Source organism: Shimia abyssi (genome assembly GCF_003014475.1).
Classification (GTDB): domain Bacteria; phylum Pseudomonadota; class Alphaproteobacteria; order Rhodobacterales; family Rhodobacteraceae; genus Shimia; species Shimia abyssi.
Genome location: NZ_PYGJ01000003.1, coordinates 228,768 through 254,090, shown reverse-complemented (window position 1 = coordinate 254,090; position 25,323 = coordinate 228,768). Strand labels below are relative to the sequence as shown.

Genomic DNA, 25,323 nt, shown 5'->3' with positions numbered 1-25,323 from the left:
AAAGCCGGGGTGTTAAATTACTCGGCAGCCACTTTTCGCGACTCCAACATCTCTTTCAGGTAATGCCCGGTGTGACTACGTTCCACGGCAGCCACGTCCTCCGGTGTACCCACGGCAACAATCTCTCCGCCGCCATCACCGCCCTCGGGGCCGATATCGATAATGTGGTCCGCCGTTTTCACAACATCAAGGTTGTGCTCAATCACCACAACCGTGTTGCCCTGATCCACCAGTTCATGCAGCACTTCCAACAACTTGCGCACATCTTCAAAATGCAGCCCCGTTGTCGGTTCGTCCAGAATATAGAGTGTCCGACCGGTTGATCGTTTAGACAGCTCCTTTGACAACTTCACCCGCTGCGCTTCACCACCAGACAAAGTCGTCGCCTGTTGGCCCACTTTGATGTACCCCAACCCGACCCGCGCCAGCGCATCCATCTTGTCACGAATGCTCGGAACCGCTTTGAAAAAGCCTTGCGCCTCCTCAACGGTCATATCAAGAACATCCGCTATGCTCTTGCCCTTAAAGCGGATTTCTAAAGTTTCGCGGTTATATCGCGCGCCCTTGCAGGTTTCGCATTCCACATACACATCCGGCAGGAAATGCATCTCGATCTTGATCACCCCATCGCCCTGACAAGCCTCACAGCGCCCGCCCTTGACGTTGAACGAGAACCGCCCCGGCTTGTAGCCACGCGCCTTAGATTCGGGCAGTCCCGCAAACCAATCGCGGATCGGTGTGAATGCGCCCGTGTAAGTCGCGGGGTTTGACCGTGGTGTGCGTCCAATCGGACGCTGGTCGATATCGATCACTTTATCCAGATGCTCCAGCCCCTTGATCGTCTCACAAGGTGCCGGCGTCTGGCGCGCACCGTTTAGCCGCATTGAGGCGGTCTTGAACAGTGTCTCAATGGTCAACGTGGACTTGCCCCCGCCCGACACACCAGTCACACACACAAACTTGCCCAATGGGAAATGCGCCGTCACTTTCTGAAGGTTGTTGCCCGTAGCCTTGACCACGCTGACTTTCTTGCCATTGCCTTCGCGCCGCTCCGTCGGCACAGCGATCTCGCGCTGGCCGGACAGGTACTGCCCCGTCATCGACGCCGGATCAGCCGAAATCTCTTCTGGCCGTCCCTGCGAAACCACCTGTCCACCATGCACACCTGCGCCCGGACCAATGTCAAAGACGTAATCCGCCTCGCGGATCGCCTCTTCGTCATGTTCCACCACGATCACCGTATTCCCCTGATCGCGGAGGTTTTTAAGCGTGGTCAAAAGCCGGTCATTGTCTCGCTGATGCAACCCAATCGACGGTTCATCCAGCACATAAAGGACACCGGTCAATCCAGACCCGATTTGGCTCGCCAAACGGATTCGCTGGCTCTCCCCTCCGCTCAATGTTCCACTTGAACGTGACAGTGTAAGATATTCTAATCCAACATTATTCAAGAAGCCAAGCCGCTCGCGAATCTCCTTCACAATCGCCTTGGCGATCTCCTGACGCTGCGCCGTCAAATGGTTTGGAACATCCTCGATCCAGGCCAACGCTTCGCGGATCGAAAACTGTACCACATGCCCGACATGCTGATCTGCAATCTTCACCGCCAGCGCTTCTTCGCGCAGTCGATGCCCACGACATGCACCGCAGGGCCGGTTATTCTGATAGCGCTCAAACTCTTCCCGGATCCAGTTGCTATCCGTCTCGCGATAGCGGCGCTCCATATTGGGGATCACACCTTCAAAGACGCGTGTTACCTGATAGACGCGCCCGCCTTCGTCATAGCGAAACGCAATCTCTTCCTCCCCCGAGCCGTACAGGAACACCTCCTGCACCTTTTTGGGCAGGTTTTTCCACGGCGTGTTCTTGTCAAACTCGTAATGTTTGGCAATTGCTTCAATGGTTTGCAGGAAATACGGCGACTTGCCCTTGCGCCACGGTGCCAACGCCCCGTCATACACCTTCAGTGTCTGATCCGGCACAACCAACCGTTCGTCAAAAAACAGCTCAACGCCCAAACCGTCACACTGCTGACAGGCTCCAAATGGGGCGTTGAACGAAAACAACCGCGGTTCAATCTCTGGAATGGTGAATCCACTGACAGGGCAGGCAAAGTTTTCCGAAAAGGTAAACCGTTCCGGCTCCGCGTCCTTGGGTGCTGTTTCCAGAATGGCGATCCCATCCGCCAGATCCAGCGCAGTGCGCAAACTGTCCGCCAGCCGCGTCTCAAGCCCCTCTCGTACCACGATGCGGTCCACGACCACGTCAATGTCATGGCGGAATTTTTTGTCCAATGTCGGCGGCTCGTCCAGCTCGTAAAACGCGCCGTCCACCTTGACGCGCTGAAATCCCTGCTTGCGTAACTCCAGGAATTCTTTGCGATATTCACCTTTGCGATCCCGTACAATCGGTGCCAGCAGATAACCGCGCGTGCCCTCTTCGATGGCCATGATCCGGTCGACCATATCCTGAACCTGCTGCGCTTCGATCGGCAACCCAGTCGCGGGCGAATATGGCGTCCCCACCCGCGCAAACAACAGGCGCAGATAATCATAGATCTCCGTCACCGTGCCTACGGTCGAACGTGGGTTTTTGCTGGTGGTCTTCTGCTCAATGGAAATCGCCGGGCTCAGACCGCTGATGTGGTCAACATCCGGCTTTTCCATCATGTCCAGAAACTGGCGCGCGTACGCTGACAGGCTTTCGACATAACGCCTCTGCCCTTCAGCGTAGATCGTATCAAACGCCAAAGATGACTTGCCCGAGCCACTCAACCCGGTGATCACCACCAGCTGATCGCGCGGAATATCCACGTCTATGCTCTTCAAGTTATGCTCGCGCGCGCCGCGCACTTCGATGTTTTTCAACTCGGCCATTGTCATCCTCAAACCACAGACCCCACACATAAGACAGCTGGGCCGAACTTCCAATCAAAAGTTAAGAACATAATAAGAACATCATTCCCAAACGCTGTCCAGTCACACAGAGCGGTGCAGGTCCACGTAACTGTCCTACTGCATCTCATTACGAGACACGGGATTATTCGGATGATCTATTGCCCAGTTCCACCGGCAAGTTCTATCCGGCTTGCCGAGCTCTCGCCCATTCACGGTAATTTGAAATCCGGGCCTCGCTGGAACCGGCTGTCCACGACCCGCTGATCGTGGGTGCGTCCCCTTTTCCGCATCGCGCGTCACTCTTCTCACCTCACGCTTTGGAATCCCTCGAAACGCCGTCACCGACAAGTTGGTGCCATGCGGATGAGCCGGGCATTCATTCATCCATATGGTTGACTGATAGAACAACAACTGTTATTCATCCACATGGTTGAACGACAGAAAGACGAAAACCTCAGCGCCATTCTCAAGGCTGCTTCTGATCCCACGCGGCGGGCGATCCTGACGTTATTGGCGCAGCACGGACCGATGAAAGTCACCCACATTGCGCGCCAGTATGATCAAAGTCTCAATGCGATTTCCAAACATATCAAAGTGTTGGAGACCGCAGGACTGGTCAGTCGCCGCACCGAATGGCGCGAACACCTGATCGAGGTGCAGATGGAACCTCTCTCTGCGATCGACCTTTGGTTCACCCAGCTGCGCTCTATCTGGGCGTTGCGTTTTGATACCCTCGAAGCTGCCCTTACGGAGGAAACCGACAATGACAACTGAGCTCTCACTCACCGTCTCCCGCCACCTGCCATTTGCACCCGAACGCGTGTTTGACGCATGGCTCGACCCGGAAACTATGCGAAAATTCCTTGTGCCCGGCCCCGGCATGACAGTACCCGAAGCCACCAGCGATCCGCGTGTTGGGGGGCGGTTTCGTGTGGTCATGCAGGCCCCCGACATGGACGAATGCTGGCCACACGAAGGCGAATACCTCTTGATCGACCGTGCCAACAGGCTTCGGTTTACATGGGTTTCAGGCTACACTCAGGACAACAGCGAAGTCACACTTGATCTAAAGCCAAAGGGAACAGGCACCGACATCACCTTGACCCATATTCGCTTTCCTAATCAGGAAAGCCGCGACAATCACGAAGGGGGTTGGACCATGATCCTCGCAGCATTGGAGACTGCTCTATGACTGATATGAATTGGATTGCCTTTATCGCAGGTGCCGTGGCCGCGATGGCATTTGGCTTTCTTATCTATGGGCCAGTTCTTGGCCTGCAAAAACGCTGGGCCGAAGGGACCCGCATCAGCCCGGAACCACCCGCAAAAATGCCAATGTTTCCAATGGTTACCAACTGGACCGGAATCCTTTTGCTGGCGCTGATCATCGGTCTGACAAAAACCACTCAAAGCCTCGGCGTCGCCCTGCTCGCGATCCTGTGCGCAGCCGCTTATGTCGCCAACACCGGCGCGTGGGCACAGAAATCAGGGTTCGCTATTGCCGTGGACGCGGCTTATGTGCTCGGGTCAGGTGTGCTCATGATCCTTGCGCACGCCATTCTTTAAACACACCGGGAAATTGTGATCGGCCCTGTGCACGTGGCCGGTCGCTCCCAAAAATTCTATTTATGTCTTGCGCGCCAACGCCCAGGCGCAAATCGGAAAGTCCGGATCATTGGTCAAATCATCGGTCTCTGGATGATATTCCGGCGGCCAGCTTGGCTCCAGATTGCGCAGCGCGGCGGCCCGATTACCCCATTGATCCGCGCGAATTTCGTCCGGGTGATACCCGGCTTCTATCAATAGGTTTGTTAACCCACGCGCTGACCAGCGCGAACAATCATATGGCGCTGCGTGCTGTGGGACGACAAAAGGCACCGCTAGCCAGAAATACCCACCATCCCGCAGCATGTCATGCACATTGCACAATGCCCGATAAGGCCGGTCCAAATGCTCCCACACCTGGTTCGCCATGATCAGATCAAACTGTCTTGGTGTGCCTCGCGCATTTAGATAGGGCCCCTCACAAATGTCATGCTTTGGATAGCGGTATTGCTTGTAACTGCGCACCGGCAGCTCCCTGCCCCACTTGCCTGAAATCTCTGCCGCATCCATGTTTTCAAGATCCAACTCACGCAACCAAGTGCGACTGGACTTATTCATTACAATGCGATTGAGACTGGCCATTTCCTCACACTACATGTGGATCACACGGCCATAAGCATCCAACACACTTTCATGCATCATTTCGCTGAGTGTCGGATGTGGGAACACGGTGTCCATCAGCTCGGCCTCGGTCGTTTCCAGCGTGCGTCCAATGACATAGCCCTGGATCATCTCTGTCACCTCAGCGCCCACCATATGCGCACCGAGCAGCTCTCCGGTTTTGGCGTCAAAGACAGTCTTAACCATGCCCTCGGCCTCGCCCAAGGCAATTGCTTTGCCATTGCCGATAAACGGGAACCGCCCCACTTTGATGTCATATCCTAGTTCTTTGGCCCTGGCTTCGGAATATCCGACACTGGCCACCTGCGGATTGCAATAGGTGCACCCCGCAATGCTCTCGGGCTTCACCGGGTGCGGTTTGCCCCCTGCGATCAGCTCGGCTACCATAACACCCTCATGGCTCGCTTTATGCGCCAGCCACGGCGCCCCCGCGACATCACCAATGGCAAACAACCCGTCAACGCCGGTTCGGCAGTATTCATCTGTCACGACATGAGTGCGATCCACCGTCGCGCCCAACGCCTCAAGCCCCAGCCCCTCGACATTGCCAACAATGCCGACAGCGGAGATCACCGTGTCAAACTCCTGCGTCTCGACCTTGCCTTTGAGCTCAATATGGGCAGTGACTTTGCCCTTGCCACGGTCCAACTGCTTGACCATGGCTTTCTCCATGATCGTCATACCCTGTTTGACAAATTGCTTTTTGGCAAAGGCACTTATCTCGGCATCTTCAACTGGCAGAATGCGATCCATCACTTCGACAACCGTGGTCTCGGCACCCAGCGTGTTGTAGAAACTCGCAAATTCGATCCCTATCGCCCCCGACCCAATCACCAACAGTTTCTTTGGCATCCGCGACGGTGTCAGCGCGTGTTTATAGGTCCAGACCAGATCTCCGTCCGCCTCCAGCCCAGGTAGTTCGCGTGCCCGCGCGCCGGCGGCCAACACGATATGCTTCGCCGTCAACTCTTGCGTGCCCTTCTCGGCGGTGACGCTCACTCTGCCCTTGGCGGGCATCGTCGCTTCGCCCATGAACACTGCCACCTTGTTCTTTTTCATCAGGTGGCCGATCCCTGAATTCAACTGCTGTGCCACCCCGCGCGAGCGTTTCACAACTGCGTCAAGATCATAACTGATCCCTTCGGCCTTCAGACCAAACTCGCCAGCCCGATGCATCAGATGAAACACTTCAGAACTACGCAGCATCGCTTTGGTCGGGATGCACCCCCAATTCAGGCATATCCCTCCCATATGCTCACGCTCGACAATCGCCACCTTCAGGCCAAGCTGCGCGCCGCGAATGGCTGCAACATATCCACCGGGCCCCGCACCAATTACAATCATGTCAAAGCTTTGCGCCGCCATGCCCGCTCTCCTCTTCCCGTCGTTCGCTTGAACCTAGAACAACTCCATCCATCCCGCAACGCGCGTGCATCTGTATCGTTGACATTCCAGTGACTTGCAGGTGCTCTTTGGCCAAAGCCATTTTACCTTCGGAGCCTCTTTCATGAAAAAAACTCTCAAAGACCTCTGCCTTGCCCTGATCAACGCCACCCTGATCTTGATTGCGCTTTGCCTATTCTTGCTTTGGCAACTCTCTGGCACGGCCAAAGGGATCGTGGCCGATTTCGCTGAAAACCTGAATGTGATGCAGCCGCTTACCGATGAAGTTCGCGGTTTGCGCACTGATCTGGCCCAGCTCAAGGCCGACGCAGCGGCCTTTGCACAAAATCCGGATCGATTTCCGGAAAGCACGGCGCAGGCCATTGATATCCGCCTCGCGGCACTTGGAACTAAACTGGATGGGATACAGGTGGCGATGAGCGACCTTGCCCAGACGCCTGATCGTTTGATGACCACGGCCATCGACCGGTCAACTGCACGTCTGGCTCAGACGGCCTATGACTTGCGTGGCTGTACATCAACAGGCGCCGCGGTCATCCCCGAAACGCCTGCCGAAAAATGATGGTTCAGGCAGAGGCCTGCAACGCGCGCACGGTCTCGCCATACCCGCCACCGGCCACATAGTCCTGCTCGGGCGGCGAGGACGGGCGGGACAACGCCGCATTCCGATAAGGAAAACGCCCAAATTTACGAATAACTTCGCGATGCGCACGGGCATGCAACAAGTTGCTTTCCCCTTGCTCGGGCATACGCGACAGGAACATGCGGATACACCGCTCCTGATCACACAAGTTTTCAGAATGCATCAACGGCATGTAAAAGAACTGGCGCGCCGGTTCATCAATGCGCAGATCCCATTTCTTGTCGATTGCCACCTTGGCCGCTGCCAGCGCCTGACGGTCCGAGCAAAATGCCTTGGGCGTGCCTCGAAACATATTGCGGGAAAACTGATCATTCAGGATGATATAGGCCAATGTGCCACTAGAATATGTCAGCCATTGCGCAAATGCGCCTTCCTGCGCCTTCTGCCAGGTGTCTCCAAACCTATCGCGGATTTTCTGATCCAACTCTTCGGACACCGCATACCAGCCTGACGGACCCACCTCGTCCAACCAGAATTCCAAAACCTCGTCGGGACCCACCATGCCCCATCTCCTCAAAATTGTTGGCTCCCCCCAAGGGGCGTCATGAAAATGTTACACACAAAAAATCACTCTCGAACAGTAACAAATTACGACAGAAAGACATAATCGCCAGCGCAAAATGGCTGACTAACCCCTTATTGTGACACTTCTTCTTCCTGCATGGTCTCAATGGCGATTTCTTGGGCAACTTCAACAGCCACAGGTGATGCAGTTGGCATGACCGGCGAATAGGCCGCCGTGTCCTCAACCGATGGTGCCGCACGCCGCGTGGTCCGATATCCCGCATAAACACCGGTCGCGATCAGCAACACAGCAAGGAACAGGAAAAACCCGGATGGCCCCGATGTTTCCATGATCCAACCGGTCGCCACTGGCCCCGCAATCGCGCCCAGCCCGTTAACAAACACCAAGCCGCCCGATGCGGCTGCCATGTCTTCAGTGTCCAAAAAGTCATTCGTGTGCGCGATCAATAGCGAATATAGCGGATTAGACGTGCCGCCAACGATCAGCGCAGCTAGCAACAGCATCGAATAGCTATCGGTGAACAGCCAGCCAAATACCGCCGCCGCGCCCCCGGCAAGGGCGACGAACATAATCAACACACGTCGGTCCATCCGGTCCGACATCCACCCCAACGGGTACTGAAACAACGTCGCCCCAATATAAAACGTCGCCACAAAGATCGACAGATCTCGGATACTCAGCCCCAGCTGCGTCGCAAACACCGCCGACATCCCGAACTGCGCCGAAAAAATGCCCCCCAGCAAGATCATCCCGACAAAGCCAAGTGGCGAATTGTGATAAAGCTCCAAAAGGCTCATCGGCTTGGTGGTGTCAAACGCTGGCGTGGGCGAGATCGACAACAAAATTGGCGCAAATGAGATCGAAACCAACACCGACGGGATCACGAACAGAACGTAACCAGACGGATCAGCAACCAGCAATAGCCCTTGCGCCGAAACAACCCCCAGCATTTGCACAATCATATAAAGCGACAACGACTGCCCGCGCGTCTCGTTTGTCGCCGCGTTGTTCAACCAACTCTCAGCCGTGACATACACGCCCGAAAAACAGAACCCGATCAACACCCGCCCGGCGACCCACGCCCAGGGTGATGCCAACGTCGGATAGAGGATCAGAACAGCCGAAATAAACGACGCCAGCGCCGCAAACACCCGCACATGCCCCACCCTGCGTATCATCTCGGGCGCAAGGCGCGATCCCCCCAGAAAGCCGACAAAATAGGCGGACATGACAAAGGACATCTCGTAGGTCGAAAACCCTTCGATCTCACCCCGGATGCCCAGCAATGTGCCCTGCATCCCATTGCCCACCATAAGGAGCATCATACCCAAGAGCAGCGGCCAAGCCGATTTAAGAAACTGAAGCATGAGAATACCTTCGCACGTTTCACTTACGGTGCAAGTTTTCCCTGCCCAGCGCGCTTCTATGGGCGACACCGCCGTGTCGGTTTTGCGCCGGGTCCGAAATAATGTGGCAATGATATCGCTTCACAGCGGTACCAGTGGCGCGCGGCACCGATTCCGATCGCATGTCCACATCCCTCCCAACAGAATCCAACGAGTGCTACGCTTCTCCTTCCACGCCGCCCTCGTGATCCTGCTGACAATTCTCACTCAGGTCGGCGGCTTGGTCTGGCTGCTCGCCACGTGCTTCAAACACAAATTGCTCGCCTTTTTGCTGCTCTATTCCGCCGTCACCCTGACCTTACCGGTCGCCACGCCGTATTTTGGGCGCGTCGCGCTCACTTGCCAGCAGTCTGGCCCACTCCAGATGCAATCCCGCGTCTACTGCGTGCTCAACCGTCACTACGTTACCCCCGAGCTCGCGACCGTTCTAACGGACACTGCGAACCACATGTCCCGGCGCTATCCCGGCACGGTCACCTTGGTGCTCGACGCGAACTTCCCGTTTATGAACGGGTTTCCGCTCTTGCCGCACCTCTCGCATAATGACGGGAGAAGGGCCGACCTCGCCTTCTACTACCGCAATGCGACGGTGTATCAACCCAACGCCACGCGATCCCCCATCGGCTATTTTGCCTTTGAACCCGGCCCTACGCACTGCCCGCCTGTCTGGCCAACCCTGCGCTGGAACTTAACTTTGCTTCAGCCCCTCTGGCGCACCTTTTCCCTCGAACAGCAGCGCAAACGCGCCTTGCTGACCCATTTGGCCAAAGACGACAGGATTGGGAAAATTTTCATTGAGCCTCATCTGGTCAGAACCCTGAATGTCTCCCACCCCAAGATCCGCATTCAGGGATGCCGCGCCGCGCGCTATGATGATCACATTCACATCCAGCAGTGACCGATGATCAAGGCAACAGCAGCGACCCGTCCCCATAGGAAAAGAACCGATATTCCTCAGCCACCGCATGGTTGTAAATCTCTCGTATGCGCTCTTGGCCCATCAGCGCCGACACCAACATCATCAATGTCGATTTTGGCAAATGAAAATTTGTCATCAGCGCGTCCGCAACATGGAACGTGAACCCCGGATAGATAAAGATATCCGTCGGACCTTCCCACGGCATAATCTGCCCACCCCGCCCAGCGCTCTCGATCAGGCGCAACGCGGTTGTACCTACCGGGATCACCCGTCCTCCAGCGGCCTTGGTCGCCGCGATTTTCTTTGCCGCCTCGGGGGTCACACGTCCCCATTCCGAATGCATCTTGTGTTCAGCAACGTTTTCAACCTTCACAGGCAAGAACGTGCCCGCACCAACATGCAGCGTCACATGGGTGAACGTCACACCTTTGGTCTCTAACGCCGCCAACAATGACGCGTCAAAATGCAACGACGCGGTGGGGGCAGCCACGGCACCGGAATGGCGCGCCCAAACGGTCTGGTAGTCGGTCTTGTCCCGCTCATCCGCCGCTCGCTTGGCCGCAATATACGGCGGCAGAGGCATCGACCCAGCTGCATCCAGTGCCGCGTCAAAATCCTCTCCCTCCAGATCAAAGCTCAACACACCTTGTCCGTCTTCCTTGGCCTCCAGCACCCCCTTCAGCCCAGCCGCAAAGATAATCTCCTCACCCTCGCGAATTTTCTTAAGCGGTTTGACCAGCGCCGCCCAGCGCCCCCCGGTCCGTGGCTCCAGCAATGTGATCTCAATCCGCGCCTGCGTCTCGCCTTCGGGCCCTCTGCGCACACGATAGCCTGACAAACGCGCCGGGATCACCTTGGTATCGTTTAGCACCAACCGATCACCGGGGCGCAACCAGTCGACCAGATCAGTAACCACCCCGTCTGTAATCCGATCCGGTTCAGCCACCAATAAGCGCGCCGAACTGCGCGGCTCGGCGGGACGCGTGGCAATCAACCCGTCAGGCAGGTCAAAATCAAAATCAGACAATTGCATGGAATTCGCTCAGTTGTTGAGGTCAGGAGGACGGCGGCGGAAAATCTCTCTAAAAAAGCCCGGCGTCAAGGCCGATAGCGGATTGACCGAGATATAAGGATCATCCGACGTGCCCTTCATTGTATAGTTGAACCCAATGAGGCCCTCTCCTCGCTTGGACACTGCCCGCCCAATGATGTTCACAGCATAGATCGGTGACACAGCGCCCTGAAAGTCAAACAGCTTACCAGCAAATGTATAAGTGCCATCCGCTGAAACCCCTAGGCTCGGCCCAATCGCGCTGCCTTCACCGATAATCAACTTTTCTGGCGTCAACCGGAACCGAGAATAGACATCAGTAAACAACAACCCCGGCCCATCGAGTTGTTCAATCAACCCGATCACCGATATCGCGTTCAACAGCTCTGCAATTAGTGGCACGTTCTGAACCTTAACGTTGGCCATCTTCAGCTCACCGTCGTACTGCCCCACTGCGGCCCGCGGGATCAGCGTAAGTTCCAGCGCGCCACGCGTCGCCGCCCTCAGCACGCCCATTGCCGCCGCCATGCGCCCCCCATTGGGAGATGATACCTGAAGCGCTGTGCCATACTGATGCGGCGACAATGTCCCGCTCAACGGCGCAACGCCAAGGAACGCCCCCGTAAAGTCACCCGACACCCCATTATTAAGATCCAACGAAGCGCGCACATCGCTTATAAATATCCCATCCGTCACCTGAACCCGGTTCAGGTTTGCCGTCACCGGCCCGGCGGCTGATCCCCGGCCTGTACCACCGCTCGATCGCGGCATGGTCCGCATATCAAACGTTCCCGAGTTCAGCACAATCGCAGGGGCCGCACCAGTACCACGCCCCCTCAGCGCACCACTGGCGCGCAGCCAACTCCCGACCTCTACGTTCTCCAATTGCATCACATCCAGCCCGCCAGCCTCGCGCAGCACGATGTCACCTTCTGCCTTCAACCCACCGGCATCGATCATCAGACGGTCCACGCGCGGCGGACTGCTAAGCGTCACATCCGCCTCCAGCGTCCCTGTCCCGTTCTCACTCAGCTTCCACCCCAATGGCGGTGCCGACAAAACAACGCCATCCAGATCAGAGCGCAGCGTCAATTGCGGCGTCTGCCCTTTCTCAAAGGCAATCTCAAACGCCGCGTCTCCGGCGCCAGACACTGTGCCCGGCGGCAGGCCGATGTTAAACTCTTCCACCGTCTGCGCGCTCAGCTCGCCCGTGCCCTCAATCCAGCTTTTACCGCCGTTCTCCTTGCCCAGCCGCGTATGCCACCGTCCATCAAACGGCACCGCCCCCACTGTTCCGCCACCTGACAGCTCGACCCGTTCGTTAGTCGCGTGCACATTCAGGTTGCCTCTGATCTCCTTGCCCGGAATGAAATGAGAAGTGCGGACATCACTCAGCACACCGCGCGCATCAAACTGCACCTCGTTAGCAGGCAGCTTTTCTTTAATGACAAAGCGCACCTCACCCTGCATGTCAGCCTGCCCTTCCGCCAGATCAACCGGCAGATTGGCTTTACTAAACACACGTAGCGGCTCCCGATCCAAAAGCGACATCGCGGCTGTAACCGGACCGCGCGCGCGCGCCTTCACCAGACCGGGCGATTGTTTCAGCCGTGTATCGAGCACGATAAACCCCGTTCCCGCCACATCAATCAGCCCCCCTTCGTCGGCCTCAACCACACCGGCTTCCACGGCCAATCGGAATTGATTGCGCACCAGACTGGCATAGCCACTTCCTCCGCGCACAACGGGCATCGTCTTCAGCACCTTCACCACTGCGTCGGTAAACTGGAAATCCACATACACATCCGGCACATCATCGGGTTTGCTGCGCACGGCCAGATTGATGTCGCTCAACGATATCTGATGAATATTCTTGTCGATCCACTTGCGCAGCTTTGCTTTAAACCGATCCGGCCAGATCAACAGCACCTGTTCCGCATCTAGCCCGTCTGACACGCCATCTAGGGAATAGGCCCATTTGCCCGCTTCTGTCTTTAAACCTCCGCTCAGTTCCATCCGGTGCTCGCCGTGGTATATCACCATCTGCCCAAGCGTCAGCTCAAACGGATCCAGCTTTAGCCGGAAATCGGCAAAAGAGCGCGCCAGCGAAAGAGGCACATCGTCCAACTCCTTTGGATTTGCCTGAAACCGGCTCAGCTCTAGCTGCACCAACAGTTCCTTGGGCAACCCTAACTGCATGTCCCGCAAAAACGCCCGCCCCGAGGCCGTGGTATTGATCCACTTACTGTCCAGCGACAACTCGTCGAACCTGATGGATTGCAGGACAGGGTCATAGGTCAGATAACTGGTCACGCTCTCAAACGGCACCGGCTGAACACCTTCTTCGGGCTGCAACACGCCGTCTGCAATCCTCAGCGCTACGTTCACCGGTCCAAGGGTACCTGCCTCATCCGTCTCGCCCCGCATCGATCCCGACAATGGCGCGCGCATTATCTCCAACCACGCCAAGGCGGCAGACTGCGATGCAATGCCCTCCGTCGGCATATCCTCAAAGTTTATTCCAAACTGAATCGCACTTGAATCCAATCGCGTTGTCAAAAAGGCTTCGATACTGGTGGCGTAATCTCTGGCCCCCAACAACGACATCTGCGTCGAGATCGCCACTTCTTCAGAATTTCTCTCCAGCCGCAGCTGCGCACTATCCACGGTCCACGCCTGACGCGCCCGCAGATCTTCATAGCGCAAAGTCATGTCCTCCAGCACAAAACTGTCCAGTGCAGCTAAAACCGGCAATTCCAGATAGCTCTCTATCTGATCACCAAACGTCGCCAACTGGGTGTTCTCGCCAAACGGCCCGTTGCCGCCGCCATTACCAACCGAGATATTAAACGTGCCGTCTTGCTGGCGGATCGCCGTCAGAAAGACACCAGATACCCGAATATCACTCGGCGCGATCTGACCATCCATCATCGCGCCAAAATCCAGCCGCGCCTCAACCTGTGCCAGCTCCATAGCGCCCGCGTTATCGGCCGCGCGCAGCTCCAGATTTCGCACCCGCAACCTTGGGTCCAGATTGTCTTGAATCACCAGCGAAACTTCGCCCAAATACACATCAAATCCCGGCAGTCGCTTGGTCAGCCCCTCCTCGATCTGCGCGCGCACCCATTCGGGCGCGGTCAGCGGGCGGCCAATGGCGATAAACGCGGCAAGCGCAATTAATCCAACCGGCAGCAACAGGCTGATTAGCGCAAACAGTCCTATGCGCCTTGCCCGTCTGGGCCTGCGCCCCTTTTGCGGCGCATTATCAGGCTGTTCGTTCAGGAGTTTCGCCTCGGATTGATCTGTTATCGGTTGCCCAGCCGTATCAACTATATACCCTAACGCAAACCGACCCAAGGAGTCTCCCATGCTTGAGGCAAACAGCCCTGCCCCCGAATTCACTTTGCCGTCATCCTCTGGTGCCGACATCACCCTCTCTGCCCTTCAAGGCGCGCCCGTTGTGCTGTTCTTTTACCCGCGCGACAACACGTCAGGCTGCACAAAGGAAAGCCAACAGTTTTCGCAGCTTCTGCCCGAGTTCGAAGCCATCGGTGCACACGTCTTTGGCATTTCCAAGGACAGCCTCTCCAGCCACGACAAATTCATCACCAAGCAAGAGTTGACCGTCCCGCTCTTGTCGGATGAACTCGGCGATGTCTGCGAGCGGTTTGGCGTCTGGGCCGAAAAGAAGATGTATGGCAAGACTTTCATGGGGATCGTGCGCGCCACTTTCCTGATTGACGCCTCCGGCCAGATCGCGCGGGCATGGCCCAAGGTCAAGGTCGACGGTCACGCCGCCGAAGTCCTTGAGGCGGTCAAGGCGCTCTGATCAAACCTCCGCATACTGACTGGGTGCGCGCCCGCTTCGCGTAGTTGGCGCACACTCAGCACACTGCCCCTTTCGACCTTTCCCCTTGATCTCCCCTCTCAAACGCGTTCAACACCTCTCAACCCCAAATCCGGAGCGCACCCATGGCCACAGATCTCCCCAAATCCCTCGCACAAATGGCGGTTGAGGTGCTCACCACCGCTGACGGGCGCGCCAAGACTGCACTTTCACGTCAACATGCCGCCACTTGGTTTGCCGCGCGCGCCGCCGGTACATCGCTGCCCATCGGCACAGCCAACCCACCCTTGCGCCCGGCCCGGCCAGAGCAACCCGAACTGCTTGATCCCCGCGATGTGCCGCGTCGCAAGCCGGGCAGCCCACAGGGCCGTATCGCACTGCTGCACGCCGTCGCCCACATTGAGCTTAACGCGGTCGACCTGCACTGGGACATCATCGCGCGCTTTACCGACACGGAAATGCCACTTGGTTTTTATGACGACTGGGTCAAATCTGCGGACGAAGAATCCAATCATTTCAATTTGATGTGCGACAACCTTGAAGCCAAAGAAAGCTTCTATGGCGCCCTTCCCGCCCACGCTGGTATGTGGCGTGCCGCCGAAGACACTGCTGACGATCTTTTGGGGCGTCTCGCGGTTGTCCCCATGGTACTCGAAGCCCGCGGCCTTGATGTCACCCCCGGCATGATCCGCATTTTTCAACAGGCCAAGGACACCCAGACCATCGAGGCGCTCAACACGATCTATGCCGAAGAAGTCGGTCACGTCGCCTATGGCTCCAAATGGTTCAATTACCTCTGCGGCCGCCACGCGCTCGATCCCAAGGAACAGTTTCACGCCCTCGTGCGTCACTATTTCCACGGTGCGTTGAAGCCACCCTTTAACGAAGAAAAGCGCGCCGACGCCGGGTTACCGCCTGATTTTTACTGGCCCCTTTCCGACCAAACGCCCCCCTCATACGCGCGCTGACCCGGCCTGCCTGCCCCTGCGACATCGGCAACTCCCCGCCCAAAAACGCCACAACAACACACTGTTGCGTATGGAAATTGGTCAAAATCCTTGCCCGTTCCTTTAGCGGACGTTAAGACCTTGCCCCGAGGCGCCACCACGCAAGAGCGCTCACCATGGGGATGGGATCAAGGGAAGACCACGTGAGAACAACACTCGCAATACGATTGCACGCACTCGCCGAACGCTATTTTCCGGAACGCCGTCTGTTTTTGCGGTCAGAGTCCGACACCCGGTTCATTCGCCTCAAACCCAGCACGCAAATCATCGCGTTCCTTGGATCAACCACCATCGTCGCCTGGACTATTATCGCCACCGCCATCCTGCTTATGGACTCGATCGGTTCGGGCAATTTCCGTGAACAAGCCAAGCGGGATCAGCTCACCTACGAACTGCGCCTAAACGAACTGTCCGCCGAACGCGACGCCCGCACCGAAGAAGCCCTCGCCGCTCAGCAACGCTTCAACAAAGCTTTGCAACAGGTTTCCGTGATGCAATCGCAATTGCTCACGTCTGAAACGCGCCGTCGCGAACTGGAAACCGGTATCGAGGTGGTTCAGGACACGCTGCGCCGCACAGTGCGCCAACGCGAAACCGCGCACGCACAGCTCGAAGAGATGGACGCTGCGCAATCCGAACAGGGCACCGCCCTTGCAGCCAACAGCCCGCTGGCCAATGACATGGTGTCGATCCTGTCAAATGCCCTGACCGACACTGCCCGCGAGCGCGATCAGGTGATCGCCACTGCGCAAACCGCCATTCAGGCCGAAGAAGACATCCGCCTCGACCTTGCCCTGATGCAAGAGCGTAACGACAAGATCTTCCGCCAGCTCGAAGACGCCATGACCGTTTCGGTCGATCCGCTGACCAAAATGTTCCGTGCCGCCGGGCTCGACACCGACACACTGCTCGAAGAGGTCCGTCGCGGATATAACGGCCAGGGCGGTCCCCTGCTGCCGCTGACCTTTTCCACCAAAGGTGGCGAGCTGACAGCCGAAACCGTGCGCGCCAATCGTCTGCTGGACCAGATGGACCAGCTCAACATGTACCGTATCGCCGCCGAAACCGCCCCCTTCGCCAACCCGCTTAAATCAGCGTTCCGTTACACGTCCGGCTTTGGCCTGCGCTGGGGCCGTATGCACAAGGGCACAGATTTCGCAGCCCGCTACGGCACCCCCATTCACGCGACAGCCGATGGCGTCGTGATCCATGCCGACTGGTTGTCGGGTTACGGACGCCTCATAAAAATCCAGCACGAGTTCGGAATCGAGACCCGATACGCCCATCTGGCAAAAATCCGCGTAAAGAAGGGTCAAAGGGTCTCGCGTGGCGAACGTATTGGTGATATGGGCAACTCTGGACGCTCGACCGGAACGCATCTCCACTACGAAGTACGCGTGAATGGACGGGCCGTGAACCCGATGACCTTTATCAAGGCTGGAAGAGATGTTTTCTAAGAGCAAAATCAACGAACCTGCACCGAAATCCGCTGATCCGGCCAAGCCCGCCGCATCCGAATCTGCACCCATTCCCGCCGCGCCCACAAAAGGCGCTGACTTCAAGGCCTCCGCGCCCAAGGCCAAGCCACCAGCATCGGTGCTGTCCGCTGACCTGCACGTGACCGGCAACATGAAGACAACTGGCGACATTCAAGTCGAAGGCACAGTAGAAGGCGACATTCGCGCGCACCTGCTGACCATCGGTGAAAGCGCCACCATCAAAGGCGAAGTGACCGCTGATGACGTTGTGATCAACGGCCGTATCATTGGCCGTGTACGTGGCTTGAAAGTGCGCCTGACCTCGACCGCCCGTGTCGAAGGCGACATCATCCACAAGACCATCGCAATTGAGAGCGGCGCCCATTTCGAAGGTTCCGTTCAACGTCAGGACGACCCTCTGACCACTAAGGCAGCACCGGTCAAGAAACCTGCACCCGAGGCGTAACGCCCTCAAATCAAATGTTTTATGACGCCGTCCTTCTCAAGGGCGGCGTTTTTTGTTGGGAAACCGTTGCCGGGACATGCGCCGCGTGCCATCTTCGGATGGACCCAAGTCCACGAGACTTGGGTCCATCCGATGCACAAGGACACGACTATGCTCAAACCACTCACAACAGTACTCGCAGCCACACTGATGACCGCCACGGTGGGGCTGGCTGAGGATCTTGAATTTACTCTGGTAAATAATTCCAGCGCTGACCTAACGGCCTTTCACGTTAGCTCAGGCAGTTCCGACAGCTGGTAAGAAAACTTGATTTCCGGCGGTTATCTGGCGCCGGGCTATGAGATTACCGTCGTGATCGCCGACGGGCTAACGACATGTGTCTACGACATTCTAGGCGAATTCTCAGACGATACCCGGCTCGAGGATTACGGTCTCGATCTTTGTGAAATGGGATCCTACACATTCTCGGACTAAGCCCACATTCTCTAAACGCTGCCCATCAGTCCGGGCGGCGTTTCCCATTTGGGGTACGCCTCACGCCCTATCGCCCTTGCCGCGCATACAATACGGTCGATGGCGGGCAAATTTTTTCAAATCAAACACCACTTTGCGAACGCAGGCCTTGAAAAACTTTCCCATCCCTCGTATGTGCGCTGTGCAGACGTTTTTCTTTTCGACCACTGTCTCCTATTAAACGGCATTCAGTCTTTCGATACAGACCTACCACGCCGCGCTGTCGCATAATGCGGACAGAACTAAAAAAATGGAGACTACGGATATGGCTACTGGCACCGTAAAATGGTTCAACACTACTAAAGGCTTCGGCTTCATCGCACCAGACGGCGGCAGCAAAGACGTGTTTGTACACATCTCTGCCGTTGAGCGTTCCGGCCTGACCGGCCTGGCCGACAACCAGAAAGTGACTTTCGACATCGAAGCAGGCCGTGACGGTCGCGAGTCGGCGACGAACCTGGCCCTGGCATAAGCCAGCGGACGGACACTATCTCGAAACGCGGTCCCTGAATGGGGCCGCGTTTTGCGTTTTAGCCATGCTCACTGAGTTATCACTTGGAACCGCGACAGGCCTTGGCAATCAGGTGAGTGCCCGCGAACTGCGCTGCAATTCAGATCACGCCACCAACAAACCACGCAAAATCGCTGCCTCATGTTGCTTGAGACAGGCACGCGCCGCCTCCGGCACCGCGCCAACTTCCAGATCCAGCTCCGGGAACAGCTCCAGCACCTCGGCCCGTGTTGCCGCCTCCAATGCGTCCATCGCCTGAGGTCCAGGCAAAAAGCTCTCGCTTGACGCTCCGTTGGCAAAAACGATCTCGTGGCGATCAAACAGGATGTGCACATATGTAACCGTCTCCACATTTAGACGCTGCACACCATCCAACCCAATCAATCCCTTTGCCGCGACCAAAACCTCGGGCTCATAGAAGAACAGCTCTGACTGCTCCGGCTTCACCAACATCCGATGATTGGGGGACACGACAATGTCACCATGATTGCCCAAAACTCCGCCGCACAACAAAATTGGCGCTGTATTACGTCGGGGTTTAACAGTCCGTCTTCCGATCCAGCGCAGTGGTTGAAATCCGTTATCTCGCGTCAACACAAAGTCACCCTCGCGCAGGTGCTCAATTGGCACCTGCCCCTTGTCGGTAACAATCATCGTCCCGGCTGTAAAACACACCACCAAATCGTCATAGGCCACCGCCCCGTCTGTGTTGAACGACACAAACGTATACGTCACCGACGAGTTGAGTGGAAAGTCTGACAGTATCAACGGGCCATAGTTGGCCTGCCCGTTTGTGGCGATGAAATACACTGTCCCACTCGATCCGTCCGACCCAGTGATCGTATATTTGTAACGCAGATCTGCTAGGTCTCCGACGTTGATCCCAGAGACGTTCGAGCTGATGACATTCTGGTCGCCAACGTCCGACCCACCTGTGTGTGTAAAATCTCCAAATTCCGCATCTCGAAACCCGTTTGAATCGTCGATTTCAATCTGCCCTGCGTCCGCAATTCCAAACGTGCCAAAATGGGGATACGTACTGTCCCCGCTGGTAATGCGATAGATTTGCAGCTGCTCAATAGCCATTTCCAAAACTCGAAACAAAACAAGGCTCAACCAGCCTTTGTTTCAATTTTTCATTAGAATCAGGCATTACTTGGAAATGGCCAAGCCAATTCAAAGATGGATAGAGGCCAAAATGTGGCCTTAGAATAGCTCGCCCCACATCCGCGCATCTGTTTCGTAGATTAAGATGCTGATTTTAAAAACACTTTCGAGAAAAATAGATTAAACAGGGAACTCCCCAAAAGCGTTACCAGAATGACTCTCAGACCCTGATCACCTGCAATCACAATGACTGCTAACCTCTCCTGCACCGAGAAAACCAACAGAGTTCTACCGATCGCGCTCACGTCGTCGCCATGATCGGTGGGTAATCCCCCCTAAAATTAGTGGTGTTCAAAAGTAGAATTTTCTCGGCAGGATATCTGAGGAGATTATTGATGAAGACAGCACGATATAGCGACGCACAGATCATGGGCATCTTGAAGCAGGCAGAGGGGGTACGCCCGTTTCTGCGCTGTGCCGCGAACATGGGATGAGTAGCGCCAGTTTCTATAAATGGCGCGCGAAGTTTGGCGGCATGGATGCGTCTTTGATTGCTGAGATGAAGGATCTGGCTGAGCAGAACCGGCGTCTGAAGAAGATGTACGCCGAGATGAGCATGCAGAACGATCTCCTAAAGGAAGCGCTTGGAAAAAAGCGTTAAGGCCGTCTCAGAGGCGAGAGATGGCCATGAAGGCGGTCACACAGCATGGGGTCAGCATCGCGCTGGCGTGCAGGACGTTTCAAATCAGCGAGACCTGCTATCGCTACAGCCCTGTATTGAGTGATGAGAACGAAGAGATTGCGGATTGGTTGGAACGCTTGACAGCTAACACGCGCAGTTGGGGCTTCGGACTGTGCTTTTTGTACCTGCGCAACGTCCAAGGATACGGCTGGAACCACAAACGCGTCTATCGGATCTACTGCGAACTGGAATTGAATTTGCGGATCAAGCCCAAGAAGCGGCTGAAACGGGACAAACCTGAGCCACTGGCGGTTCCTGACAGGCCTAATGAGACGTGGTCGATGGATTTCATGGCGGATCAGTTGGCGGATGGACGGTCGATCCGGACCTTGAACGTGCTGGATGATTTCAATCGTGAAGGCCTTTGTATAGAGGTGGACTTCTCGATGCCTGCTGCACGTGTCGTGCGCAGTTTAAATCAAATCATTGAGTGGCGCGGCCAGCCGCAGGCAATTCGCCTCGACAACGGCCCGGAATATATCAGTGGAACGCTCATGACATGGGCCGAGAAACGCAATATCCGGCTTGAATTCATCCAGCCGGGCAAGCCGCAGCAAAACGCCTACATCGAACGTTACAACCGCACCGTTCGCGGCGAATGGTTGGGCCAATACATCTTTGAAACGATTGAGGAGGCACAAGACCAGGCAACCGAATGGCTCTGGACTTACAACAACGAGCGACCCAACATGGGCATTGGCGGCATCACACCCGCTATGAAACTTAAAACAGCCGCCTGAATTCTACGGTTGGACCCCATCAAAAATGGGGGGATTACCGGTGCACTTCACTACCGTTCAGCTAGAACTAAAGTATTGCATCTGCAATTTTGACTTTTGCCGCAGACGCGTTACCATACCCCATTCATTATCGCCGTGGCGGCGTTTTACGAGTGAATTTCAACAGCTTCAATCAAGGCAAAAGGGAGAGTGCCATGAGATGGATGAGCGCGGCTTTAACCGCATCAACACTGCTACTCAGCACAACCGCAATCGCGCAGGTTAAACCGTCAGAGGAAGCCGCCGAAGGCACCTTTGCAGAAAAACCGTTTTCGCCCTACGCAAACCGTACTTTCCCGGAGCGCCCTTTATGGGGCGACACCCACTTGCACACCGGTCTGTCGCTGGATGCCGGGGCTTTTGGGAACACTTTGCTGCCTGACACCGCATGGCGTTTTGCCAAAGGCGAACAGGTCACCTCTTCGACCGGCCAGCCGGTGCGCCTTGCGCGTCCGCTTGACTGGATGGTTCTGACTGACCACACCGATCTCATGGGCTTTGCCCCTGATCTTCAGGCCGGAAAGCCTGGTGTACTGGCAGATCCCAAGGGCCTTGAGTGGTACGAAGGTTACAAGGCAGGCGGTGAAGAGGCCGGCAAATCCGCCTTTGACCTGATCACCAACTTTTCCCAAGGCACCCTGCCCGAATTACTGTTGGAATCATACAGCCCCGGTGCAGACGCGTTCTCCTTTACATGGGAACATATTGTAGAGGCCGCCGAGACACATAATGATCCCGGCAACTTCACCGCCTTTATCGGCTTTGAATGGACGAGCGTGCCCAAGGGCTTCAACCTGCACCGTAACGTCATGCTGCGCGACGGCCCTGTGCGTGCGCTGCAAGTTGTACCGCCGGTCACTCAGCCGCCCTATGGCAGCACAGATCCCAAAGTCCTTTATGAATGGCTCGAGGAATATCAGGCCAAAACCGGCGGTCGCGCCGTCGCCTTTGCTCATAACGGCAACCTCTCAAACGGCTGGATGTTCCCCACCAAAGACACCTACCACGGTGGCAAGGTTAATCAGGACTATGTCGAAGCCCGCGCCAAGTGGGAGCCGCACTACGAAGTCACCCAGATCAAGGGCGACGGCGAGGCACACCCCTTTCTGTCACCGGATGACAGCTTTGCCGATTATGAAAACTGGGATGTCGGCAACCTCGATCTGACCGAGCTCAAGACCGATGAAATGCTTGCTGGTGAATATGCCCGCGAGGCACTCAAACTTGGTCTCATGCTCGAAGAGAAATTCGGCGTGAACCCATACAAATTTGGCATGGGTGGCGCAACCGACAGCCACACTTCACTGGCCACCGCAGACGAAGATAACTTCTTTTCCAAATCGGTTAGTGTCGAACCTTCGCCCACGCGCATCGAACACCCGTTCATCAAGAGCGATCTGGGCGAAATACCGGGCGACATGATTGTGGCCTCCGGTTACACCGCCGTATGGGCCACCGAAAACACACGCTCGGCGATCTTTGATGCGTTCAAACGCCGTGAAACCTATGCCACCACAGGCCCACGTATCGGCCTGCGCTTCTTTGGCGGCTGGGAGTTTTCAGACGACGATATGCGCACCCGTATGATCGCGGATGTCGGCTATACCAAAGGCGTGCCCATGGGCTCTGACCTGCGCCCCCGCGAAACAGACGCGGCGCCTTCTTTTATGATCGCCGCTCTGCGTGACCCAATCGGCGCAAACCTCGACCGCGTTCAAGTGGTCAAAGGCTGGCTGACCGAAGATGGCGACTTGATGGAGAAAGTCTTTGATGTGGCGTGGTCCGATGATCGCACCGCCGACGCCAGCGGCAATGTGCCCGCCGTTGGAAGCACAGTCGACATCGAAACCGCCAGTTGGTCCAACACAATCGGTGCATCCGAACTGGCCACGGTCTGGACCGATCCAGAATTCAATCCAGCGGAACGTGCCTTTTACTACGTACGTGTCCTCGAAATACCAACACCCCGTTGGATCGTGTATGACAAGCTGCGCTATGGCATCGAATTGCCCGCTGACGCGGTGCTCACACACCAGGAACGGGCTTATTCCTCTCCAATCTGGTACACACCAGCCGAGGAATAAATCTAACAAAATCAAAGCTAAACGCCGCCCCAACGGGCGGCGTTTTTCGTTTATATCCTAAGAGAAAACCAGCGCCCGCACTGGCAACAAGATCGACTGGGCACGCATAACCAGCGCATTGGCAATCCCCATGCCATCGACAATCTGTGCAACAAACGCGGAGAATCCTGCGATCTCGCCATCCCGGATCTGTGCTGCGCGGCTGGTATAAGCTACCCCTACACAGGCACTGCCCGGCTGAATATCGTCTGTTTGCCCCGTGAACAATGGTTCCAAAAACACCGTCACCGTCCCGGGCCTTCGCCGATCTTGCAAGTCCAACAGCGCATCCCCCGGACGGAACTGCCCACCTGCAATCGCCTCCTGACGGGCCGCGATCACCATTGGGATCACAGTCATCGGCTTAGTTGCACAGGTGATCTCCATCAACATACCCACTTTGAGAACACTGCTCGAGATCTGTCCAAATGACGCAACAAACCGTCCCTCCCCGGTCCGGTCCGGCACCAGGATACCAGCTGGCCGCAAAATCGGGTTCACGATATCTCCGGGTTTGAGCAGGAACTGTGTCACGGTTCCGTCAACGCTGGCATAGACAGTCGATGTCGCGATCACGTTCTCCGCTTCCGCCAGCATGGCCCGCGCGCTTGCTGCCTGCGCAGGTAAAACCATGTCGCGACGCTGTTTTGCACCTTCCAGCGCCGCCTCTGCCCCGTCACGCATAAGCGCAGCCGCCTCCACGCCAGAGCGCAACCGCGCAAGCTCCTGTTCGCTGACAACCGTGCCATTGCGCACCGCAACATCTTCGCGCCGCTGTAAATCATCGCGAAACTGGGCCAGTTCCACCTCCGCGGCCTTTAAACGCGCCTCTGCGCCTGCGATTTCCGTACCGATCAAACCCGCGGCTGCTGCGATCTCATCCAACCGCCGACGTGCGGTTTCCGCCGCTGCCTCCTGCTGCGAAGTTTCCAGTCGGAAGATCGGGTCCCCCGATGACACATATGCATTGTTGTCAACGTACACTTCTTCTACGCGTCCCGCCCGCTCCGACAAAACCGTCACCGTGCGATAAGCTGCGGAAACTGTGTTGGTTGTCGGGTGGTAATAGAAAATCACCGTTAGCAACGAGATGGCCAAAATGGCACAGGCCGTCAGCCCCCAACGCAGCTCGTACCACACGTTAAATAACGTTATCTCGATGCCCAAACGTTTGCCCTGTCGATAACGCCGGAACAGGTAATCCGGTAAAAGGGTGACAAGCGCGGAAAAGATCAGCTCAAGCATCAATCTGCTCCTCTGCTACCGCATCCTGTGGAATGTCCGCCGCCATGCTCGACTTCAAAGACGGAAACACCTCATGCAATGGCACAGCCGCAATCAAGATCGCAGCGATCCAAAATGCATTGTTCATTGTAAACAGCGAAATGAGTCCCAGCACCCCAACCAGCTGCATCTGGATCTTATGCATACCGCTGGCCATGCGGTCAGGTATGGCCTGTATGGTGAAATAAAGCGCCCCAAACCCCAACAAAACCAGAACCAGCAAAATTCCAACAGCAATCTTGAGGCCGTCCGTCCCGCCTGGCGCAGTCACCCAGAAAGGCAACAACTCTAACGCCTCCGCGGTCAAAGCAGTCTCCATCACGCGCCCCTCTCATTATTGCCTTTGCAATCTTTAGAACACATGCGCCGTTACAAATCAAAAAAGCGGGCCCGG

The 25,323-nt window shown here is 56.3% G+C and carries 23 protein-coding genes and 1 pseudogene; 14 read left to right on the top strand and 10 right to left on the bottom strand.

Going from position 1 to position 25,323, the window contains the following annotated elements:
* Positions 1-17: 17 nt before the first annotated feature.
* Positions 18-2,876: an excinuclease ABC subunit UvrA gene (gene uvrA / locus CLV88_RS07825; RefSeq protein WP_106607818.1), complete on the bottom strand. Its 2,859-nt coding sequence runs from the start codon at positions 2,874-2,876 to the stop codon at positions 18-20.
* A 447-nt stretch (positions 2,877-3,323) separates the two neighbouring features.
* Between uvrA and CLV88_RS07820 the strand changes: the two genes are divergently transcribed.
* The 3 genes from CLV88_RS07820 to CLV88_RS07810 are packed head-to-tail and all read left to right on the top strand — an operon-like array spanning position 3,324 to position 4,463.
* Complete coding sequence (locus CLV88_RS07820; protein ID WP_106607817.1) at positions 3,324-3,671, top strand: ArsR/SmtB family transcription factor; 348 nt, start codon at positions 3,324-3,326, stop codon at positions 3,669-3,671.
* Positions 3,661-4,089, top strand: a complete 429-nt coding sequence (locus tag CLV88_RS07815) for an SRPBCC family protein (protein ID WP_106607816.1) — start codon at positions 3,661-3,663, stop codon at positions 4,087-4,089. Before CLV88_RS07820 ends, CLV88_RS07815 begins: the two co-directional genes overlap by 11 nt.
* Positions 4,086-4,463, top strand: coding sequence for a DUF1761 family protein (locus CLV88_RS07810; protein WP_106607815.1), 378 nt, complete (start codon positions 4,086-4,088; stop codon positions 4,461-4,463). Before CLV88_RS07815 ends, CLV88_RS07810 begins: the two co-directional genes overlap by 4 nt.
* A 60-nt stretch (positions 4,464-4,523) precedes the next feature.
* Here CLV88_RS07810 and CLV88_RS07805 read toward each other — a convergent pair whose 3' ends face one another.
* Complete coding sequence (locus CLV88_RS07805; RefSeq protein ID WP_243403600.1) at positions 4,524-5,060, bottom strand: methyltransferase domain-containing protein; 537 nt, start codon at positions 5,058-5,060, stop codon at positions 4,524-4,526.
* A gap of 33 nt (positions 5,061-5,093) precedes the next feature.
* A complete protein-coding gene (gene lpdA / locus CLV88_RS07800) occupies positions 5,094-6,488 on the bottom strand; it encodes a dihydrolipoyl dehydrogenase (RefSeq protein WP_106607813.1) in 1,395 nt (464 codons plus the stop codon).
* A gap of 142 nt (positions 6,489-6,630) precedes the next feature.
* Between lpdA and CLV88_RS07795 the strand changes: the two genes are divergently transcribed.
* Positions 6,631-7,089, top strand: a complete 459-nt coding sequence (locus tag CLV88_RS07795) for a hypothetical protein (RefSeq protein ID WP_106607812.1) — start codon at positions 6,631-6,633, stop codon at positions 7,087-7,089.
* 4 nt (positions 7,090-7,093) lie between these two features.
* Here the strand turns inward: CLV88_RS07795 and CLV88_RS07790 are convergent, their stop codons facing one another.
* Both CLV88_RS07790 and CLV88_RS07785 read right to left on the bottom strand, forming a co-directional pair.
* Positions 7,094-7,672 carry a DUF924 family protein gene (locus tag CLV88_RS07790; RefSeq protein ID WP_106607811.1) on the bottom strand — a complete coding sequence of 193 codons (579 nt, stop codon included), beginning with the start codon at positions 7,670-7,672 and terminating at the stop codon, positions 7,094-7,096.
* Positions 7,673-7,806: 134 nt separating this feature from the next.
* Positions 7,807-9,063: an MFS transporter gene (locus CLV88_RS07785; protein ID WP_106607810.1), complete on the bottom strand. Its 1,257-nt coding sequence runs from the start codon at positions 9,061-9,063 to the stop codon at positions 7,807-7,809.
* Positions 9,064-9,286: 223 nt separating this feature from the next.
* On the opposite strand from CLV88_RS07785, the gene CLV88_RS07780 reads away from it, so the two are divergent.
* Positions 9,287-10,000 (top strand): hypothetical protein, encoded by a 714-nt coding sequence (locus tag CLV88_RS07780; protein ID WP_243403599.1) that lies wholly within the window; start codon positions 9,287-9,289, stop codon positions 9,998-10,000.
* Positions 10,001-10,007: 7 nt separating this feature from the next.
* On the opposite strand, the gene queA is transcribed toward CLV88_RS07780, so the two are convergent.
* Both queA and CLV88_RS07770 read right to left on the bottom strand, forming a co-directional pair.
* On the bottom strand, positions 10,008-11,054 hold the full coding sequence (queA, locus tag CLV88_RS07775) for a tRNA preQ1(34) S-adenosylmethionine ribosyltransferase-isomerase QueA (protein WP_106607809.1): 1,047 nt from the start codon (positions 11,052-11,054) through the stop codon (positions 10,008-10,010).
* 9 nt (positions 11,055-11,063) lie between these two features.
* Entirely contained in the window at positions 11,064-14,429 is a 3,366-nt protein-coding gene (locus tag CLV88_RS07770) for a DUF3971 domain-containing protein (RefSeq protein ID WP_165798835.1), read from the bottom strand.
* Positions 14,430-14,439: 10 nt separating this feature from the next.
* Between CLV88_RS07770 and CLV88_RS07765 the strand changes: the two genes are divergently transcribed.
* The 7 genes from CLV88_RS07765 to CLV88_RS07740 all read left to right on the top strand — a co-directional run bounded on the left by CLV88_RS07765 (position 14,440) and on the right by CLV88_RS07740 (position 18,855).
* Positions 14,440-14,901 carry a peroxiredoxin gene (locus tag CLV88_RS07765; protein WP_106607954.1) on the top strand — a complete coding sequence of 154 codons (462 nt, stop codon included), beginning with the start codon at positions 14,440-14,442 and terminating at the stop codon, positions 14,899-14,901.
* Positions 14,902-15,044: 143 nt separating this feature from the next.
* Positions 15,045-15,887 (top strand): ferritin-like domain-containing protein, encoded by an 843-nt coding sequence (locus CLV88_RS07760; RefSeq protein WP_106607807.1) that lies wholly within the window; start codon positions 15,045-15,047, stop codon positions 15,885-15,887.
* A 182-nt stretch (positions 15,888-16,069) separates the two neighbouring features.
* Positions 16,070-17,383 (top strand): M23 family metallopeptidase, encoded by a 1,314-nt coding sequence (locus tag CLV88_RS07755; RefSeq protein WP_106607806.1) that lies wholly within the window; start codon positions 16,070-16,072, stop codon positions 17,381-17,383.
* Positions 17,373-17,870: a bactofilin family protein gene (locus CLV88_RS07750; RefSeq protein ID WP_106607805.1), complete on the top strand. Its 498-nt coding sequence runs from the start codon at positions 17,373-17,375 to the stop codon at positions 17,868-17,870. Before CLV88_RS07755 ends, CLV88_RS07750 begins: the two co-directional genes overlap by 11 nt.
* A gap of 150 nt (positions 17,871-18,020) precedes the next feature.
* Positions 18,021-18,170 carry a hypothetical protein gene (locus CLV88_RS23315; RefSeq protein ID WP_243403598.1) on the top strand — a complete coding sequence of 50 codons (150 nt, stop codon included), beginning with the start codon at positions 18,021-18,023 and terminating at the stop codon, positions 18,168-18,170.
* A gap of 6 nt (positions 18,171-18,176) precedes the next feature.
* The gene (locus CLV88_RS23310) at positions 18,177-18,344 is read left to right on the top strand and encodes a hypothetical protein (RefSeq protein WP_243403597.1); all 168 of its coding nucleotides are present in this window, start codon (positions 18,177-18,179) and stop codon (positions 18,342-18,344) included.
* A 304-nt stretch (positions 18,345-18,648) separates the two neighbouring features.
* On the top strand, positions 18,649-18,855 hold the full coding sequence (locus CLV88_RS07740) for a cold-shock protein (RefSeq protein WP_054002685.1): 207 nt from the start codon (positions 18,649-18,651) through the stop codon (positions 18,853-18,855).
* 144 nt (positions 18,856-18,999) lie between these two features.
* Here CLV88_RS07740 and CLV88_RS07735 read toward each other — a convergent pair whose 3' ends face one another.
* Positions 19,000-19,980 carry a Hint domain-containing protein gene (locus CLV88_RS07735; protein ID WP_165798834.1) on the bottom strand — a complete coding sequence of 327 codons (981 nt, stop codon included), beginning with the start codon at positions 19,978-19,980 and terminating at the stop codon, positions 19,000-19,002.
* Between the two features lie 416 nt (positions 19,981-20,396).
* Here CLV88_RS07735 and CLV88_RS07730 point away from each other — a divergent pair.
* Positions 20,397-21,483 (top strand): annotated as a pseudogene (locus tag CLV88_RS07730) (IS3 family transposase).
* A 194-nt stretch (positions 21,484-21,677) separates the two neighbouring features.
* On the top strand, positions 21,678-23,606 hold the full coding sequence (locus CLV88_RS07725) for a DUF3604 domain-containing protein (protein ID WP_243403596.1): 1,929 nt from the start codon (positions 21,678-21,680) through the stop codon (positions 23,604-23,606).
* Between the two features lie 57 nt (positions 23,607-23,663).
* Here the strand turns inward: CLV88_RS07725 and CLV88_RS07720 are convergent, their stop codons facing one another.
* Together CLV88_RS07720 and CLV88_RS07715 are read right to left on the bottom strand one after the other, a co-directional pair.
* On the bottom strand, positions 23,664-24,890 hold the full coding sequence (locus CLV88_RS07720) for an HlyD family secretion protein (RefSeq protein WP_106607802.1): 1,227 nt from the start codon (positions 24,888-24,890) through the stop codon (positions 23,664-23,666).
* Complete coding sequence (locus tag CLV88_RS07715; protein WP_106607801.1) at positions 24,883-25,248, bottom strand: hypothetical protein; 366 nt, start codon at positions 25,246-25,248, stop codon at positions 24,883-24,885. The genes CLV88_RS07720 and CLV88_RS07715 overlap by 8 nt, the downstream gene beginning before the upstream one ends.
* Positions 25,249-25,323 lie beyond the last annotated feature (75 nt).